Origin of the sequence: Sphingomonas jatrophae, from assembly GCF_900113315.1 — a bacterium.
GTDB lineage: Bacteria > Pseudomonadota > Alphaproteobacteria > Sphingomonadales > Sphingomonadaceae > Sphingomonas_P > Sphingomonas_P jatrophae.
On the sequence record NZ_FOZG01000001.1, the window covers coordinates 679,408 to 698,026 of the forward strand.

Sequence of the window (18,619 nt, forward strand, 5' to 3'; positions counted from 1 at the left end):
CGCGCCGGCGGCTGGCATAACCGCGGCAACCTGCTAGAGCCGCGCGCGATTATGGTGGATCAGGCCCGCACACCCCGCACGTCCCTGCTGCGCGGCAACCCTCTCGCCCCGCTTCGCGCCGCCTTCAGCCGCCGCTGGGTGCGCTGGATTGCGATCCTGCTGGGCTTCGTCATGCTCGGTTGGCTGGTCGTGTGGCTGCTGTTCGCGCGCAACCTGCCCTCTGCCGAGAGCCTTCTCGCCTATGAGCCGCCGCTGCCGACGAATGTGCGCGACATCGATGGCGCGCCTTTCCACTCCTATGCGCGTGAGCGGCGGGTGGAGCTGGCGTTCGATGAATTCCCGCCCATCCTGATCCAGGCATTCCTCTCGGCCGAGGACAAGACCTTCTTCACGCACAGCGGCATCGACTTTCCCGGCCTTGCCGGCGCGGTCATCGATTATGTCAGCAAGCTGGGCAGCGGCCAGCGCGCCAAGGGCGGCTCCACCATCACCCAGCAGGTGGCCAAGAACCTGCTGGTGGGCGATGAATATTCGGTCAGCCGCAAGGTGCGTGAGGCGATCCTCGCCTACAAGATCGAGCGGACGCTGACCAAGCAGCAGATCCTCGAACTCTATCTCAACCAGATCTTTCTCGGCCGGAACGCCTATGGGGTACAGTCCGCCGCGCGCGCTTATTTCGACAAGGACGTCGGCGATCTGACGCTGCCCGAGGCCGCCTACCTCGCCATTCTGCCCAAGGCGCCGTCCAACTACACACCCGACCGGCATGAGAACCGCGCTCTGGAGCGGCGCAACTACGTGCTTCGCGAGATGCTGGCCAATGGCTACATTACCCCGGCGCAGCGCGACGCCGCCTCCGCCGCCCCGCTCGGCACCGTACCGCGCGCGCGACCTGCGGCGCGCCCGATCGGCGGCTATTTCCTCGAGGAGGTTCGCCGACAGCTGATCGACCAGTTCGGCGAGACGGCTGAGGACGGCCCCTATTCCGTCTATTCCGGCGGGTTGTGGGTGCGCACTTCGCTGTCCCCCTCGGCGCAGCGCGCAGCGGAGACGGCGCTGAGGGCCGGTCTGATGCGCTATGAAAGCGGGCGCGGCTGGCGCGGGCGGATCACCAAGATCGATCCGGGCGACGGCTGGCGCGGCCGCCTCGTCGCGGCGAATGTCGGCACTGGCTATGGCGACTGGCGGGCCGCCGTCGTCCTCTCGCGCGAGGGCAACGTCGCGGAGATCGGGCTGACCGACGGCACCACCGGCCGCCTGCCCGCCTGGGGCGCCGCCATGCCGAAGCGCGGCACCGCCACCGCGGCCTTCCGCTTCCTCAATCCCGGCGACGTCATCGTCGTGAAGCGCGAAGGAAGCGATTACCTCCTCCGCTCGGTCCCGCTCGTCTCGGGTGCGTTTGTGGCGGAGGATCCGCACAACGGTCGGGTGCTGGCGATGCAGGGCGGCTGGGACGAACGCGGCGGTGCGTTCAACCGGGCGACGCAGGCGCTCCGCCAGCCGGGGTCCAGCTTCAAGCCGTTCGTCTATGCCGCCGCGCTGGAAAACGGCCTGACGCCCGCATCGATCATCGTCGACGGCCCGTTCTGCGTCTATCAGTCCGCGCGGCTCGGCAACAAATGCTTCCGCAACTTCTCAGGCGCCAATGCCGGGCCGCAGACGATGCGCTGGGGCGTCGAGCAGTCCCGAAACCTGATGACGGTGCGCGCCGCCAGTCAGACGGGCATGGACAAGGTGGTCAAGGTTGCCAAGGCGATGGGGATCGGTGATTATCCCGCCTATCTCGGCGTCGCGCTGGGCGCTGGCGAGACGACGGTGCTGCGCATGGTCAACGGCTATGCCATGCTGGCCAACCAGGGGCGTGAGCTGAAGCCTACGCTGATCGACTATGTCCAGAACCGCGCCGGCAAGGTGATCTTCCGCGCCGATACGCGCCCCTGCGACGGCTGCCGTGCGAAGGATTGGGACGGCAAGCCGATGCCGCGTCCGCCGCATCGAACGAAGCAGGCGATCGACGCCATCTCCGCCTATCAGATGGTCCACATCCTCGAAGGTGTCGTCCAGCGCGGCACCGCCACGGTGCTGCGCGATCTCGGCCGGCCGCTCTTCGGCAAGACGGGCACGTCGACCGGCCCCACCAACGTGTGGTTTGTCGGTGGCTCGGCCGATCTGATCGCGGGCGTCTATCTCGGCTATGATCAACCCCGTCCGCTCGGCGGCTATGCGCAGGGGGGCACCGTCGCGGCCCCGATCTTCCGTCAGTTCGCGCAGGAGGCGATGAAGGACATGCCGGTCGTTCCCTTCGCCGCCCCCCCGGGCGTCCGCATGGTGCGGATCGACCGTCGTTCCGGCCGGCGGGTCTATGGTGGCTGGCCGACCTCGGACCCGAAATCCGCGATCATCTGGGAAGCGTTCAAGCCGGAGAGCGAGCCGCGCCGTGCCGTCCGGCGTGAGGAAATTGTTCGCCGTGCCGCCCCCCGCAAGGCCGCGGAGCGGCCGCGTGACGCCGATTTCCTGCAACGCGAAGGCGGGATCTACTGATCGCCTGAGCCGTGTTGCGGGCAAGCGGTGCGGGCGATCGCCCGCGCCGCTTGCCCCTTGTGACGCCAGCGCCTAATTGCCCGCTTCCGCAGGAGAAGCAGAATGCGCGCCGAAGCGCAGGCCCATGTCGACAAGATCAACCAGGCGCTCGCGCTGGTCCGCCGGTTCCTCGATTGGGATCGCGCCCTCCGCCGCCTTGATCAGCTGAATAACCGCGTCGAGGATCCGACGCTCTGGAACGACCCCAAGGCCGCGCAGGAGGTGATGCGCGAGCGTCGCCGGCTCGACGAGTCGATCGGTGCCGCGAACGCCATCCAGCGTGAGCTTGATGATACGACCGAGCTGATGGAAATGGCCGAGGCGGAAGGCGATGCCGCCCTGGTCGACGAAGCGGTCGCCAGCCTCGCCGCATTGGCCGAGCGCGCGGAGCGCGACAAGGTCGCCGCGTTGCTGGCCGGCGAGGCGGACGCGAACAACGCCTATATCGAGGTGAATGCCGGCGCTGGCGGCACCGAAAGCCAGGACTGGGCCGAGATGCTCCAGCGCATGTATACGCGCTGGGCCGAGCGGCGCGGCCTGAAGGTGGAGCTGATCGATCAGCATGCCGGCGAGCAGGCGGGTATCAAGTCCGCCACCCTGCTGCTCAAGGGCGAGAACGCCTACGGCTATGCCAAGACGGAGAGCGGCGTTCACCGCCTCGTCCGCATCTCGCCCTATGACAGCGCGGCACGGCGCCACACCAGCTTCTCGTCCGTCTGGGTCTATCCCGAGGTGGATGATGACATCGATATCGAGGTGAACGAGAGCGAGCTGCGCATCGACACCTATCGGGCGTCGGGCGCGGGCGGTCAGCACATCAACACGACCGATTCGGCGGTGCGCATCACGCACATCCCGACGAACATCGTCGTCCAGTGTCAGAATCAGCGCTCGCAGCACAAGAACCGCGCCGAAGCGATGAAGCAGCTGAAAGCCCGGCTGTACGAGGCCGAGCTCCAGAAGCGCGAGGCTGAGGCCAACGCCACCGCCGCGAACAAGACGGACATCGGCTGGGGCCACCAGATCCGCAGCTACGTGCTCCAGCCCTATCAGCTGGTGAAGGATCTGCGCACCGGCGTCACCTCCACGGCCCCTGCCGAGGTGCTCGACGGCGCGCTCGATCCCTTCATGGCGGCGGCCCTGTCGCAGCGCGTGACCGGCGAAAAGGTGGACGTCGAGGACGTCGAGTGACACGCAGGCTCGGCCTGCCGGCGCTGCTGCTGCTCGCGGCGTGCGGGGCCTCGCCCGACAAGGCAGCGAGGCCGCGGGACACCGACTTTCCGGTGCCTGCACGCGCCGTCGCACCGATCGTCTCCGATCGCTGGTCCAGCGAGGAGGCGCGCGATCGGCTGAGCGAGGCGGGCGCGGTAATGGATCGCGCCGGTATCCTGCCCGGAATGACGGTCGCGGATATCGGTGCGGGCGAAGGTTATTACACCGTCCGCCTCGCCGCGCGCGTCGGCCCGGACGGCCGGGTACTAGCCGAGGACATTGTGCCCGCGGTGCGCGACCGGCTGGCCGCCCGCGTGGATCGCGAGCGGCTGGACAATGTCAGCGTCCGCCTCGGCACGCCCGAGGATCCGAAGCTGCCGCCTGACAGCTTCGATCGCGTGCTGATGGTGCACATGTATCACGAGATCGCCGCGCCCTACGAATTCCTCTGGAACGTGCGCCCGTCGCTCCGGAAGGGCGGCCGCCTGATCATCGTCGATCAGGATCGCGACACCGTGCACCACGGCACCCCACCGCGGCTGCTCGACTGCGAGCTGGCGGCGGTCGGTTACGTCCGGGTCGATCGCATGAAGATGCCGTCCGCCGGCGGCTACCTGGCTGCTTACGAGGCGCGCGGACCGCGGCCCGAGCCGGATGCGATCCGTCCCTGCACCGGGCTATAAGCTGCGCTCGACTCGACGGAGGGCCTCTTGCGCCAATATCTCGACCTCATGGCGCTGATCCTCGATCGGGGTGCTGCGCAGCAGGATCGCACCGGCGTCGGCACGCGCTCGATCTTCGGCCACCAGATGCGCTTCGATCTGTCCGCGGGCTTCCCGCTGCTGACCACCAAGAAGCTGCACCTGCGCTCGATCATCGTCGAGCTGCTGTGGTTCCTGCGCGGCGATACCAACGTCCGGTGGCTGCACGAACGCAAGGTCTCGATCTGGGACGAGTGGGCCGACGAGAATGGCGATCTCGGCCCCGTCTACGGCAAGCAGTGGCGCGCTTGGGCGACAGCCGACGACCGCCATGTCGACCAGATCGCCGAGCTGGTGGCGCTGATCCGCCGCGACCCCGGCTCGCGCCGCCAGATCGTCACCGCCTGGAACCCGGGCGAGCTGCACGCCATGGCGCTCAGCCCCTGTCATTGCCTGTTCCAGACCTACGTGGCGAACGGCCGCCTGTCGCTCCAGCTCTATCAGCGCTCGGCCGACGTGTTCCTCGGCGTGCCGTTCAACATCGCGAGCTACGCGCTGCTGACGCACATGCTCGCCCAGCAATGCGATCTGGAGCCCGGCGACTTCATCTGGACGGGCGGCGATTGCCACCTCTACGCCAACCATCTCGAGCAGGCTTCGCTCCAGCTGAACCGCACGCCCGGCCCCCTGCCCCGCTTGGTGCTGCGCCGCCGCCCGGCGACGATCTTCGACTATGAGCCCGAGGATTTCGTGACCGAAGATTATGTCGCCCAGCCGCACATCAAGGCGCCGGTGGCCGTATGAACGAAGGTGCGGGCGCGACACCCGAGATTGTCTTTGTCGTCGCACGCGGCGATAATGGGGTGATCGGCCAGGATGGCGCCCTGCCGTGGCACATCCCCGAGGACCTCAAGCACTTCAAGCAGCTGACCATGGGCAAGCCGATGCTGATGGGCCGTCGCACGTTCGACAGCCTGCCCGGCGTGCTCCCCGGTCGGCGCCATCTCGTCCTGACGCGCGACAATACGTGGCACGCAGAGGGCGCGGAGCCGGTCCATGACGTGGACGCCGCGCTCGCCCTGTGCGCTGATGCCCCCGAACTGATGGTGATCGGCGGTGCGGAAATCTTCGCGCTGCTGATGGACCGTGCCCGGCGCATTGAGCTGACCGAGGTCCACCGCTCGCCGACCGGCGACGTGAAGATGCCGCCGCTCGGGCCCGGCTGGCGCGTGGCGGATCGCGAGATGGGCGGGCCCGACATCGATTTCGTCACTTTGGTGCGCGACTGAGCCCCGCCGCCGCCGCACCGCGCCGCCATTGCCCCCCTCCTCACGCCCCCTTATAGGCCCGCGATCATGGAGCGGCTGACAAGCGACCGCCCGGTGCCGGAGCATCTGCGCGGCGGCGTGGTCGCGCTTGGCAATTTCGACGGCTTTCATCGTGGTCACCAGGCGGTGGCGGCGCGCGCCCGTGCGCTTGCGCGCGAACAGGGCCGCCCGCTGCTGATCGCCACCTTTGATCCGCACCCCGTCCGCTACTTCCGGCCGGATGTGCCACCCTTCGCCATCACTACGCTTGAGCAGCGAGCGCAGCTGTTCGCGGCGGCGGGGGCGGACGCAATGCTGGTATTCCGCTTCGACGCCGCGCTCGCCGCCATCTCGCCCGAGACGTTCGTCGCCGGGCGGCTGGTCGCGGAGGCAGGCGCCGCAGTGGTGGTGACGGGCCGCGACTTCACCTTCGGCAAGGATCGGGCGGGCGATGTCGCGGCGCTTGCCACCTTTGGCGCGCGGCACGGCCTTGCCACTCACGTCGTCGATCCGGTGGCGGACGGCACCGCCGCCATCTCGTCCAGCCGCATCCGTGCGGCGCTGCGCGACGGCGACTGCGAGACCGCGACGGCGCTGCTCACCCGCCCCTTCGCGATCGAGGGCATCGTCCAGCATGGCGACAAGCTCGGCCGCACAATCGGCTATCCCACCGCCAACATCGTGCTGGGTGATTATCTCCGCCCCGCTTACGGCATCTATGCGGTGCAAGGGCTGCTGCCCGACGGACGCATTGTGGATGGAGCGGCGAACCTCGGCATCCGCCCGAGCTTCGATCCACCGAAAGAATTGCTGGAGCCCTATTTCTTCGATTACTCCGGCGATCTCTATGGGCACCGGATCGAGGTGCAGCTCGTCTCCTTCATCCGCCCCGAAGCCAAGTTCGACGGGCTCGACGCCCTGGTCGCGCAGATGGACGCCGATTGCGCCGAGGCGCGCCGTCGTCTAGCCGCCTCCGCCTGATGACCGACAGCAAGCAAGCCGACGACTGGCGCTCGACCGTCTTCCTGCCGAAGACCGATTTTCCCATGAAAGCGGGCCTTGCGCAGAAGGAGCCCGCCATCCTCGCCCGCTGGGCGGCGGACGATCTCTACGGCCGCCTCCGCCGCGAGCGCGCCGGGCGCGAGCGGTTCATCCTCCACGATGGCCCGCCCTATGCCAATGGCGATATCCACATGGGCCACGCCATGAACAAGGTGCTGAAGGACATCATCGTCCGCAGCCAGACCCTGCTCGGCAAGGATGCGCCCTACGTCCCCGGCTGGGACTGCCACGGCCTGCCGATCGAGTGGAAGGTCGAGGAGGCTTACCGCGCCAAGAAGCTGAACAAGGACGAGGTCGATCCCGTCCAGTTCCGCGCCGAATGCCGCGCCTATGCCGAGAAGTGGGTCGGCATTCAGCGCGAGCAGTTCAAGCGCCTGGGCGCGATGGGCGACTGGGACGACCCCTACCTCACCATGACGTTCGAGGCCGAGGCGACGATCGCGGGCGAGCTGCTGAAGTTCGCCGAGAGCGGCCAGCTTTATCGCGGCGCGAAGCCCGTCATGTGGTCCCCCGTGGAGAAGACCGCGCTGGCCGAGGCCGAGGTCGAATATGAGGACATCACCTCGACCCAGATCGACGTGGCGTTCGAGATCGTCGAGAGCCCCATCCCCGAGCTGGTCGGCGCGCATGCGGTGATCTGGACGACGACGCCGTGGACGATCCCGGTCAACCAGGCGATCGCCTATGGGCCGGACGTGGAGTACGTGCTCCTCGCCGATGGTAGCCGGCGCTATCTCGTCGCGCAGCGGCTCGCTCAAGAGTTTGCCCGTCGTGCTGGCCTCGGTTTCGATGATGTTACGAGCTACTTGGATGACATGATCGCGGCTGGCGGGCGGTTCTATACCGCTGCCGACCTCGCCGGCACCGTCGCCCGTCACCCGATGCACGAACTCGGCGGCTTCTTCGCCCGCCCGCGCCCGTTCCTGCCCGGCGACTTCGTCACCACCGATGCCGGCACGGGCCTCGTCCACATGGCGCCCGATCATGGCGAGGACGATTTCGAGCTGTGCAAGGCGAACGGCCTCGAGCCCGTCTTCGCGGTCGAGGGCGACGGCAAGTATCGCGCAGACTGGGCGTGGCTCGGTGGTCAGGGCTCGGTCATCAACCCGAAGTTCAATGCGCCGGACGGCCCGATCTGCTCGGCATTGCGCGAGACGGGCGCGCTGCTCGCCGCCTCGGCCGACTATCGCCACAGCTATCCGCACTCGTGGCGCTCCAAGGCCAAGGTCATCTTCCGCGCCACGCCGCAATGGTTCATCGGCATGGACCGCGGCATCTCACAGCACCTGCCGGGGGCAGGTGCTGGAGCCGCGGTCGGCTCGCAAGGCGAGCCGTCGGCCCTCTCTGATTCGGGCAACGCGCCCACCCTTCGCGGCCTCGCGCTCGACGCGATCGAGCGGACGCGCTGGGTGCCGGCCAAGTCGCGCAACCGCATCGAGGCGATGGTCGCCGGCCGCCCCGATTGGGTGATCTCGCGCCAGCGCGCCTGGGGCGTGCCCATCGCCCTCTACGTGAACCGGCAGACGGGCGACTATCTGCGCGATCCCGCCGTCAACGCGCGCATCCTCGAGGCCTTCCGTGCAGGCGGCGCAGACGCTTGGTACACGGCAGACCATCAGGCGCTGCTGGGGGACGCCTATGATGCCGCAGCCTACGAGCCGGTCAGCGACATTCTCGACGTCTGGTTCGACAGCGGCTCCACCCACGCCTTCGTCATCGAGGGCCGCTACGGCGCCGGCACGCGCGCGAACCTCTATGTCGAGGGCTCCGACCAACATCGCGGCTGGTTCCAGTCCTCGCTGCTGGAGAGCTGCGGCACGCGCGGTCGCGCGCCCTATGACGCGGTGCTGACGCACGGCTTCGCGCTCGACGGCCAGGGGCGCAAGATGTCCAAGTCTGTCGGCAACGTCGTCGATCCGCTTAAGGTGATGGAGACAAGCGGCGCGGACATCCTCCGCCTGTGGGTCGCCTCAACCGACTACGCCGAGGACGTGCGCATCGGCCAGGAGGTGCTGAACACCACTGGCGACGCCTATCGCAAGCTGCGCAACAGCTTTCGCTATCTGCTCGGCGCGCTGGCCGGCTTCGACGAGGCCGAGCGTATGCCTGCGGCGGAGATGCCCGAGCTCGAACGCTACATACTGGCGCGCCTGGCGGAGCTGGACCGGACGCTCAAGGAAGCAGTGGAAGGGTTTGAGTTCACGCGTTATTCGTCGGCGCTGGTGGATTTCGTCAACGGCGATCTGTCCGCCTTCTTCTTCGACATCCGCAAGGACAGCCTCTACTGCGACGGGTCTGCCGATCCGAAACGGCGCGCCTATCGCACCGTGCTCGACACGCTGTTCCACGCGCTCGTTCGCTATGCCGCACCCATCCTCTGCTTTACCGCCGAGGAAGCCTGGAGCGCCCGCTTCCCGGATGCTGGCTCCGTCCATCTGCTCGAATGGCTCGCCGTCGACCCGTCCTGGGCGAACGAGGATCTGCTCGTCCGCTGGGCGCGTCTGCGCGAGATCCGGGGGGCGATGACTGCCGCGATCGAGCCGCTTCGTCGCGAGAAGTTCGTCGGCTCCAGCCTTGAGGCGGACGTTACCCTGCTCGCTTACGATCCGGCCGATCTGCCGCTGATTGAGGCCGCGAACATGGCCGAGATCGGTATTGTGGCAAAGGTGCAGGTCCAGCCCGCCGATCCGGTCGAGGACGCGGCCGGTATCTGCGCCGAGGTCGCCAAGACCGAGTGGGACAAGTGTGGTCGCTGCTGGCGTCACCTGCCCGAGGTCGAGGTCGAAGGTGCGCTGTGTGATCGGTGCAGCGATGTCGTCGGAGCGCATGCGCATGGCTGAGGCGCACGCCCGGCACTTCCGCATGGGGCTGATCGTCGCGGGCCTGGTCTTCCTGCTCGATCAGGCGATCAAATGGGCGATCGTCGGCCCGCTGGCGCTTCGCGAGCGATTGGTGATCGAGATGCTGCCCATCTTCGATCTGCGCTGGGTGGAGAATCGCGGCGTATCGATGGGCTTTCTCACGGCCGATACCGCGCTCGCCCGCTGGCTGCTTGTGGGCATGACGGGGCTAATCGCGACAGGTGTTACAATCTGGCTCTATCGTGAGCGCAACCGGACGGACGCGACCGCGTTGGGGCTGGTGCTCGGCGGCGCGCTCGGCAACATCCTTGATCGGGTGCGGTTCGGCTATGTGGCCGACTTTCTCGATCTGCACTTCGGTAACTTCCGACCCTTTTTGGTCTTCAACGTGGCCGATGCGGCGATTAGCATCGGCGTCCTGCTGCTCGTGCTCCGCGCGCTCCTGACGCGCGAGTCCGGCAAATCGGAGAAAGTGAATGCGTAAGCTCGGCCCCGTCATCGTCATCGCGCTGGCGGCGCTTTCGCTCGGCGGCTGCGGCCGTGCCGGCGGCGGCGTGTTCGGCAACAAGGGCCCGGACGAGTTCCAGGTCGCGCGCCGCGCCCCGCTCGTCATCCCGCCCGATTTCGCGATGCGCCCGCCGCGTCCCGGCGCGCCGCGTCCGCAGGAAGCCGATTCGAGCACGCAGGCGCTGAACGCCCTGTTCGGCGGGCAGCAGCGGGTCAGCGGGGGCGAGGCGGCGCTGCTCAACTCGGCCGGTCGCCCGGGTGAGCCCGGCATGCGCTCCGAGGCAGGCGACCCCGACACGACGGTCGTCAACAAGGGCGCCACCACGCGCGACATCCTCAACGCACCCGTCGGCGCCGGCCAGGAAGCGTCCGCCTCTACCCCGCAATAAATTCCTGCGGTTAACGGCACCGCAACGCGTTCCATGCGTTGCGGGGTTGTGGGAGGGTACCGGCGCAGGGCGGAACCCACGGCCGGGGACGTGTTGATGGGGGTTTTCGACGGCAGGCTCGGATCGGCGCTCGTCGCCGCCGTTGCGCTTGTGCCCCTGACAAGTGCCGCAGCCTTCCGCGCGCAGCTGGAGCAGCCTGCAGCGGCCGAAGTCGACCCGTTCGACGATCCTGTCTTTCAGCAATCGTTGCCGCCGCTCGATGCCACGGCACCGGTCGCGCCAGCGCCCCTGCCCGCCACGCCGCCTGTCGATCCGGCGCTCGCCGAGCCGCTGCCGCCGCTCGCCACGTTTGACGCGACCCCACCGGCTACACCCGCCCAATCCGCCGGTGCGGGCGAGACGCCCAAGATCCCGTACCGCACCGAAGTGACGGGGCTGAAGGACATCGGCCTCGACGACGAATATCGCGCGCTCTCCGCGCTGGCGAAGGACAAGCGCGCCGACAATGCCGCGCAGGTCGGCGCGCGGGCGGACGAGGATGTGAAGCTGATCGGCCGCTTGCTGCGCTCGCAGGGCTATTATGATGGCGTCGCCACCGCCAAGATCGCGCCGATCGACCAGGAGGGCGTCATCCGCGTCACGCTGACGGCTACGCCTGGTGCCCGCTACTCGCTCGGCAAGATCGCGATCACAGGTGCGGAGCCCGAGCCGACCAAGCTCGCCTATGACGCACTCGCGCTCAGCGAAGGCGCGCCGATCGTCGCTGCCGAGATTGAAGGCGCGGAGGCGCGGGTCGCGCTGCGCCTGCCCGAACAGGGCTTCCCGTTCGCCGAAGTGGGCGAGCGCGACATCCTGCTCGACGACGCCACGCACCGCGGTGACTATACGCTGCCGCTCACCAGCGGGCCGAAGGCGCGCTTTGGCGGGCTGCGGACCGAAGGCGATCCGGTGTTCGGGCTCGACCACCTCGCCATCTTTCCGCGCTTCAAGGCGGGCGACCTCTACGACAGTCGCCAGACGGACGATCTCCGCCAGGCGCTGATCGGCACCAGCCTGTTCTCCACCATCGCGGTCGAGCCGGTGCGCACCGGCACGCTCAATCCGGACGGCACCGAGCAGGTCGACCTTCTTGTCCGCCAGACCAAGGGGCCGTGGCGGAGCCTCGCCGCCTCTGCCGGCTACGGCACCGGCGAAGGTGCGACGGTGACTGGCAGCTGGACGCACCGAAACCTGTTCCCGCCCGAAGGCGCGCTTACAGTTGCGGCGACCGCGGGCACGCTCCAGCAGAACGTCTCGGTGCTGTTCCGCCGGTCCAATGCCGGCCAGCGCGATCGCAGCTTTACCGCGGGCGCGTCGGTCGCACGCCAGCGATTCGCGGCTTACGATGCGGAGACGGTGCAGCTGAACGCGGCGCTCGCCCGCCAGTCGACGCCGATCTGGCAGAAGCGCTGGACATGGTCGGTCGGCACCGAACTGGTCGCCACGCGCGAGGACCGCTTTGCCACGGCGACGCAGGCCCGCAACAACAGCACCTACTTCATCGTCGCCGTGCCGGCGCAGCTCGGCTTCGACTCCTCCGACAGCCTGCTCGATCCCACGCGCGGTTTCCGCGTCACCGGCCGCATCAGCCCGGAGGCACAGAAGCGTTCCGGCGGCGGCTTCGACGGCTATGCCCGCCTGCTGCTGGAGGGCAGCACCTATTATCCGGTGATGGACAATCTGGTGATCGCCGGTCGCGCGCGCGTCGGCTCGATCATGGGGGCGAGCCGCGATTCGATCGCGCCGTCGCGGCGCCTCTACGCCGGCGGCGGCGGCTCGGTGCGCGGCTTCGGCTTCCAGGAACTCGGCCCCAAGGACATCAACGATGATCCGATCGGCGGTCGCTCGCTGACCGAATTCGCGCTGGAGGCGCGCTACCGCTTCGGCAATTACGGCATCGTGCCCTTCATCGACGCCGGTCGTGTGGGGGAAGGCTCGACACCCAGCATCTCCGACATGCGCTACGGTGTCGGCATCGGCGGGCGATATTACACCAATTTCGGTCCGCTCCGCGTCGATGTCGCCATGCCGATCGATCGCCAGCCGGGCGAGAGCAAGATCGCACTCTACCTCTCCATCGGTCAGGCCTTCTGATGCTGCGCAAGGTCGCCCGCGGCATCGCCATCGCGCTTGCCAGCCTCGTCCTGCTGCTGGCGCTGGCTCTGTGGTTCATCGATACCGCGCCCGGCCGCGCCTTCGTCGTGCGCCAGCTCAACGCCTTTTCGACCCAGTCGGGCATGGTCTTCCATGTCGATCGGATCGACGGCTCGCTTTACGGCCGCATGCGCCTGATCGGCTTCGAAGTGCGCGATCCTCGCGGGGCCTTCCTCGTAGCGCCCACCGCGTCACTCGACTGGCGGCCCTTCGCTTATGCCCGCGGCCGCATCGACGTCCGCTCGCTCGAATCGCCCGAAGTGCGCCTGCTGCGCATGCCGCAGCTGAAGCCCACGCCGAGTGACCCGAATGCGCCGCTGCTGCCCGACATCGATCTGTCGATCGGCAAACTGAAGGTCGACCGGCTGGTCGTGGAGCGGCCGATCACCGGCCGCCGCCACATCGTCCGCATCGCCGGCGCCGCCGACATTGCCGATGGGCGCGCCCGCATCACCGCCGACGCGGATACGTTGGTCGCGCCGCAAGTCGCAGGCGGCGACCGGCTGCGGCTGCGGCTGGATGCGGTGCCCGAGCAGAACCGCCTGTTCCTAGACGTGAAGCTTGCAGCGCCCGTCGGCGGGCTGGTCGACAGCTATGCCAAGCTCGGCAAGCCACTCGCTCTGTCCGTCGGCGGCAGCGGCGATTGGGCAAGCTGGGCAGGCCGCGCGCGCGCCACGCTTGCCGGTGCTCCGCTCGCCGATCTTGCCGTCACGGCACGGCAGGGCAGCTTCACCGTTCGCGGCGATGCCCGCCCGGGTGTCGCGTTGACGGGCCCAGCCGCTCGGTTGGTCGAGCCGGTGCTCGCGCTCGACATCGCCGGTACGCTGGGTGAGCGGAAGGTGCAGTTCTCCCGCATCGCTGCCCGCTCCGCCGCAGCCGAGGTGCAGGCGGCGGGACTCGTCGATCTCGGCACCAGCCAGTTCGGCGGCTTTCGCGTCGAGGGTCGCCTGCTTCGTCCCGGTGCGATCGCCGACAATCTCACCGGCCGCAATCTCGCCTTCGCCGCCACGCTCGATGGACCGATGGCGACGCCTGTCGTGCAATATCGCCTGAGCGCCGCCGCGCTCGCGTTCGGCACCACCGGGGTCGAGGGTGTTGAGGCCAGCGGCCGGGCGGTGATCGATGCCGATCGCATCCGCATCCCGGTGGCCGCGCGCGTGCGCCGCATCACCGGGCTGAACGCAGCCGCGGGCGGCCTGCTCGAGAATGTCGCGGTGAATGGCGATCTTGCTTACTCGGCAGGCCGGCTGATCTCGGACAATCTGCGCATCCGCTCCTCGCGGATCGATGCCACCGCCATCGTCGTCGCCGATTTCGGGAAGGGCCGCTACACCGGCGCGCTGAAGGGGCGGGTCAACGATTATCGCATCGACGGCATCGGCCGCATCGCGCTGCAGACGGATGCGGAGCTGTTCGCCGGCCCACGCGGCGGCTTCGGCATCCGCGGCTGGGTGCGCGCCAACACGCGCACACTCGACAATGAGAGCGTGCGCACCTTCCTCGGCGGCAATGCGCAGGTCTATGCCGATTTCCTGTTCGACGAGAATGGCGTTGCCAGCGTCCGCCGGCTGAGCGTCACCGCGCCCGGCTTTCGCCTGAATGGCGGCACAGCACGCTACGACACGGCCACCGGTCGCCTCGCCGCCAACCTGATCGGCGTGTCGCGTGCCTACGGACCGATCTCGGTTGTCGCCGCGGGCACGCTCGACAACCTGCGCGTCAACCTCAAGGCGGCGCGGCCGAATGTCGGCGTGCCGCTGACCGACGTGGATGTCGAACTCGTCGGCGGCAGCGCGCGCGGCTATCAGGTTCGCGCGCGGGGCGGCTCGCCTTACGGCCCCTTCTCCGCCGACCTGCTCGTCCGCACCTCGCCGCGCATCAGCGTCGACATACGCGACGGCCGCTTCGCCGGGATCAGCTTCCGCGGCTCCGTCGCGGCGACGGCTGCCGGGCCCTATGCCGGCGCCGTCACGCTCGCCGGCTCCGGCCTGAACGGCCGCGTCCGCCTCGGCGCGGCCGGTCGTTACCAGCGGGCCGACTTCGACCTCACCGCCGCGGCCGCGCGCATCCCGATGCAGCCGCCTATCACTGTCGGCAGCGGCACGATCCGCGGCTCTGCCATCCTCTACCCCGCCGGGCCGGCGGTGATCGCTGATGCGAACCTGCGCGACATTCGCCACGGCACGCTGCTGGTCAGCGGCCTGCGCGCCAAGGTGAATTTTACGAATGGCCGCGGCACCGTTCAGATGGCAGCCGCGGGTGAAAGCGGCGTGCCGTTCAGCGTCCAGGCGCAGGCCGCGCTAACCCCGGGCCGCGTCGTCGCCAATCTGCGCGGCGTCGTGAACGATGTAGCGTTCCGGCTCGCCCAGCCAGCAATTGCGACCAAGCAGGGCGCCGATTGGCTGCTCGCCCCCACCCTGCTGGTCGTGCCGCAGGGCCAAGTGCGCCTTGCCGGCCGCTATGGCGCTGCGGGCATCTCTGGCCGCGCCGACCTCGACGGCATGGACCTCGCCATCGTCGAGGCGTTCGTTCCCGGGCTCGGCGTCGGCGGCAAGGTGTCGGGCGGCATCACCGTAGCGACGGGTGGCAACGTGCCAACCGTGGACGCGCGGCTCACGATCGCCAACCTCACCCGCACGGCGGCCTATGTCGTGTCGCAGCCGGTCGACGTCGCCCTGCTCGCCCGCCTGTCCGATGCGGGGGGTGAAGCGCGCGCCGTTGTCCGCCGTAATGGAGTGGCAGTTGGCCGGTTGCAGGCGCGGCTGGCACCGTTCGGTGCGGGTGCGTCGCTGTCGCAGCGCCTCCTCTCCGCACCGCTTGCCGGCGGCATCCGTTACAACGGCCCGGCCGAGGTGCTGTGGACGCTGACCGGTATCGCGGGGCAGACCGTCACCGGACCCGTCGCGGTCGCTGCCGATTTCGGCGGGCGTGCGGATCGGCCGACGCTGACCGGTGTCGTCCGCTCCTCTACGCTCCGCTACGAGAACCAGGCCTACGGCACCGTCCTGTCCAACATCGCCATCGATGGCCGCTTCACCCAATCCCGGCTGGAGATCGCCTCGCTCACCGCTCGCGCCGGTCGCGGCAGCGTGACTGCGCAAGGCTCGGTCGGGCTTGATGCGGCGAGCGGCTTCCCCATCGATCTGCGCGCGACCCTCGACGACGCACAGCTTGCCCGGTCCGACGCGCTTGCCGCCACCGTCTCGGGCACGGTCGCTGTCAGCAACAGCCGTGCGAACGGCGCGCTGATCCGTGGCGACCTGCGCATCCCCGAGGCGCGCTACGAGATCATTCGCCAGGGCGCCGCCGAGGTGCCCGAGTTGACCGGGGTCCGCCGCAAGACGACGCCCAAGCCCCGCCCCGGCAGCGCCACAGGGACAGGCACGGTGCCGAGCAACTGGAAGCTGGACATCCGCGTGCGCGCCGACAACCGCATCTACGTCTCCGGCATGGGGCTGGAGGCGGAGTGGGCGACCGATCTGCGCGTCGGCGGCACCGCCACCACACCGCGCGTCACCGGCAAGCTGGAAGTGGTGCGCGGCACGTACAGCTTTGCCGGCCGCCGCTTCGATCTGGCCAATACGGGCGAGGTGACGTTCGACGGCGGCGTGCTGACCAACCCGCAGCTGAACATCTCGGCGACGACGAGCGTGGAGGGTGTCACCGCCACGATCAACATCGGCGGCCGCGCGCAGAATCCGCAGATCACGTTCACCTCCACGCCGACGCTGCCGCAGGACGAGGTGCTGTCCCGCCTGCTGTTCGGCCAGTCGGTGACGAACCTGTCGCCGACGCAGGCGCTCCAGCTCGCCGCCGCGCTCAATTCGCTGCGTGGGTCGGGCGGCGGGCTCAACCCGCTTGGCAAGCTGCGCTCGGCGACGGGCATCGACCGGCTACGCATCCTCGGTGCGGACAAGACGGCTGGGCGCGGCACCGCGCTCGCTGCCGGGCAATATATCTCCAACGACATCTATGTGGAGATCATCACCGACGCGCGCGGCTTCACCGCAACGCAGCTGGAGATCGCGCTGTCCAAGAGCCTCAGCCTGCTCTCCTCGGTCAGCAGCTTCGGTGGGCAGAGCGTGAACCTGAAGTACGGCAAGGATTATTGAGGCGAGCTAGGATGGGTGCGGCACCGTTCGCCGCTCCGCCCGCCTCAGCGTTGCGATGCCCGTCACCAGCAACGTCGCCCGGGGCGCTTGCGCGCGTCATCCGTCGCACCTAGCTCCCGCAGCCATGATCCTCCGCCTTCGTCCGCGGCATGTCCGCCTGCTTTCGCTCGCACTCGGCCTCGTCTCCGCGACGGGCTTTGCGCCGTGGCATCTGTGGCTCGCCACGCTGCTGGCGGTCGCCGGCTGGATGGGCTTCGTCCGTGCGGCGCCGCGCCTCCGCGATGCCGCCTTGGTCGGATGGCTGTTCGGGCTCGGCCAGTTCGTGCTCGGGTTGAACTGGATCGCCACCGCTTTCACCTATCAGGCAGCGATGCCCGCCTGGCTCGGCTGGGTCGCGGTGGTGCTGCTGTCGCTCTACCTCGCCGTCTATCCGATGTTCGCAGCGATGCTCGCGTGGCGATACCGGGCGAACGGGCCTGCCTTCATTCTAGCCTTCGCCGCTGCCTGGATCGCGACCGAGTGGCTCCGCGCAACGATGTTCACCGGTTTCGCCTGGAACCCGCTTGGCGTGATCGTGATGGGTACAGGCGCGCTCGACCTTGAAGTCGCTGGCCGGCTGGCGCGCCTGGTCGGCACCTATGGCCTGTCCGGGCTGATCCTGCTTTGGGCGGGCGCGGCACTGCTAGCGACCCGGCACCGGCTGAGGCTGGCCGCCGTGCTGCTCGTTCCGCTGCTATTGATCCGCTTCGTGCCGTGGCCGAGCGCACCCGCCGCAGCGCCGACCGCGCCCGAATTGCGCATCGTCCAGCCCAAAATCGGCCAGCAGGACAAATGGGATCAGGCCGCGCAATCCGCCAACTTCGCGCGCTTGGCTGGCCTCAGCCGCAAGGTCGGCACCAACCCGCGCCTGCTGCTCTGGCCCGAGGCGGCAGTGCCCGACTATCTCGAGGAGGAGCCGTGGGCCCGCGCGCGCCTCGCCCGTTTGCTAGGGCCGCGAGATCTGCTGCTCACCGGCGGATCGGCGCTGGTCTATGATCGGACGGGCAAGCTGGTTGCCGCGCGGAACAGCCTGTTCGCGCTGGATCCGCAGGCGCGCCTGATCGGCCGCTATGACAAGGCTCACCTTGTGCCGTATGGCGAATATCTGCCGATGCGGCCGCTCCTCTCTGCCATCGGCCTGTCACGGCTGGCGCCGGGCGATCTCGATTTCCTGCCCGGCCCCGGTGCGCAGTCTATCGACCTGCCCGGGTTCGGCCGCGTGGGCGTGCAGATCTGTTACGAGATGATCTTCTCCGGCCGCGTCGTGGATGCCGCGCGGCGCCCGTCTTTCCTGTTCAACCCGTCCAACGATGCATGGTTCGGTGCGTGGGGACCGCCGCAGCATCTCGCCCAGGCGCGGCTGCGTGCTGTCGAGGAGGGATTGCCTGTGGTTCGCGCAACGCCGACCGGCATTTCCGCAGTGATCGACGCCGACGGTCGCCTGCTTGATGCGCTGCCATGGCGGCAGGCAGGGGTGATCGACGCGCTGCTGCCCCCGCCGCTCACGCCCACCTTGTTCGCGCGCTTCGGCAATGCGCTGCCCCTGCTCCTCTCGCTGATGCTGGCCGTCGCGGCGATTGCGTGCCGCCGCATCCGCCGCTAAGGGCGGTCATAAGCATATAACCAAGTCTTTATATCCACACGAAGCGAAGGGCG

12 protein-coding genes are annotated in these 18,619 nt (G+C 68.6%); all 12 read left to right on the forward strand.

Going from position 1 to position 18,619, the window contains the following annotated elements:
- Positions 1-51: 51 nt before the first annotated feature.
- The 12 genes from BM360_RS03170 to lnt all read left to right on the forward strand — a co-directional run bounded on the left by BM360_RS03170 (position 52) and on the right by lnt (position 18,566).
- Positions 52-2,541, forward strand: a complete 2,490-nt coding sequence (locus BM360_RS03170; protein WP_093310631.1) for a penicillin-binding protein 1A — start codon at positions 52-54, stop codon at positions 2,539-2,541.
- A 102-nt stretch (positions 2,542-2,643) separates the two neighbouring features.
- On the forward strand, positions 2,644-3,771 hold the full coding sequence (prfB, locus tag BM360_RS03175; RefSeq protein WP_093310633.1) for a peptide chain release factor 2: 1,128 nt from the start codon (positions 2,644-2,646) through the stop codon (positions 3,769-3,771).
- Entirely contained in the window at positions 3,768-4,475 is a 708-nt protein-coding gene (locus BM360_RS03180; RefSeq protein WP_093310636.1) for a class I SAM-dependent methyltransferase, read from the forward strand. Before prfB ends, BM360_RS03180 begins: the two co-directional genes overlap by 4 nt.
- A 27-nt stretch (positions 4,476-4,502) precedes the next feature.
- The gene (locus tag BM360_RS03185; RefSeq protein WP_093310639.1) at positions 4,503-5,297 is read left to right on the forward strand and encodes a thymidylate synthase; all 795 of its coding nucleotides are present in this window, start codon (positions 4,503-4,505) and stop codon (positions 5,295-5,297) included.
- Entirely contained in the window at positions 5,294-5,782 is a 489-nt protein-coding gene (locus BM360_RS03190) for a dihydrofolate reductase (RefSeq protein WP_093310641.1), read from the forward strand. Before BM360_RS03185 ends, BM360_RS03190 begins: the two co-directional genes overlap by 4 nt.
- Before the next feature lie 66 nt (positions 5,783-5,848).
- Positions 5,849-6,781, forward strand: coding sequence for a bifunctional riboflavin kinase/FAD synthetase (locus BM360_RS03195; RefSeq protein WP_093310644.1), 933 nt, complete (start codon positions 5,849-5,851; stop codon positions 6,779-6,781).
- Positions 6,781-9,702 carry an isoleucine--tRNA ligase gene (gene ileS, locus BM360_RS03200; protein ID WP_093310646.1) on the forward strand — a complete coding sequence of 974 codons (2,922 nt, stop codon included), beginning with the start codon at positions 6,781-6,783 and terminating at the stop codon, positions 9,700-9,702. Before BM360_RS03195 ends, ileS begins: the two co-directional genes overlap by 1 nt.
- Entirely contained in the window at positions 9,695-10,207 is a 513-nt protein-coding gene (lspA, locus tag BM360_RS03205) for a signal peptidase II (RefSeq protein WP_093313676.1), read from the forward strand. Before ileS ends, lspA begins: the two co-directional genes overlap by 8 nt.
- Entirely contained in the window at positions 10,200-10,619 is a 420-nt protein-coding gene (locus BM360_RS03210; protein WP_093310649.1) for a DUF3035 domain-containing protein, read from the forward strand. Before lspA ends, BM360_RS03210 begins: the two co-directional genes overlap by 8 nt.
- Before the next feature lie 96 nt (positions 10,620-10,715).
- Entirely contained in the window at positions 10,716-12,752 is a 2,037-nt protein-coding gene (locus BM360_RS03215; protein ID WP_093310651.1) for an autotransporter assembly complex protein TamA, read from the forward strand.
- A complete protein-coding gene (locus BM360_RS03220; RefSeq protein WP_093310652.1) occupies positions 12,752-16,924 on the forward strand; it encodes a translocation/assembly module TamB domain-containing protein in 4,173 nt (1,390 codons plus the stop codon). Before BM360_RS03215 ends, BM360_RS03220 begins: the two co-directional genes overlap by 1 nt.
- A gap of 124 nt (positions 16,925-17,048) precedes the next feature.
- Positions 17,049-18,566: an apolipoprotein N-acyltransferase gene (gene lnt, locus BM360_RS03225; RefSeq protein WP_093310655.1), complete on the forward strand. Its 1,518-nt coding sequence runs from the start codon at positions 17,049-17,051 to the stop codon at positions 18,564-18,566.
- The last annotated feature ends 53 nt before the right edge of the window (positions 18,567-18,619 follow it).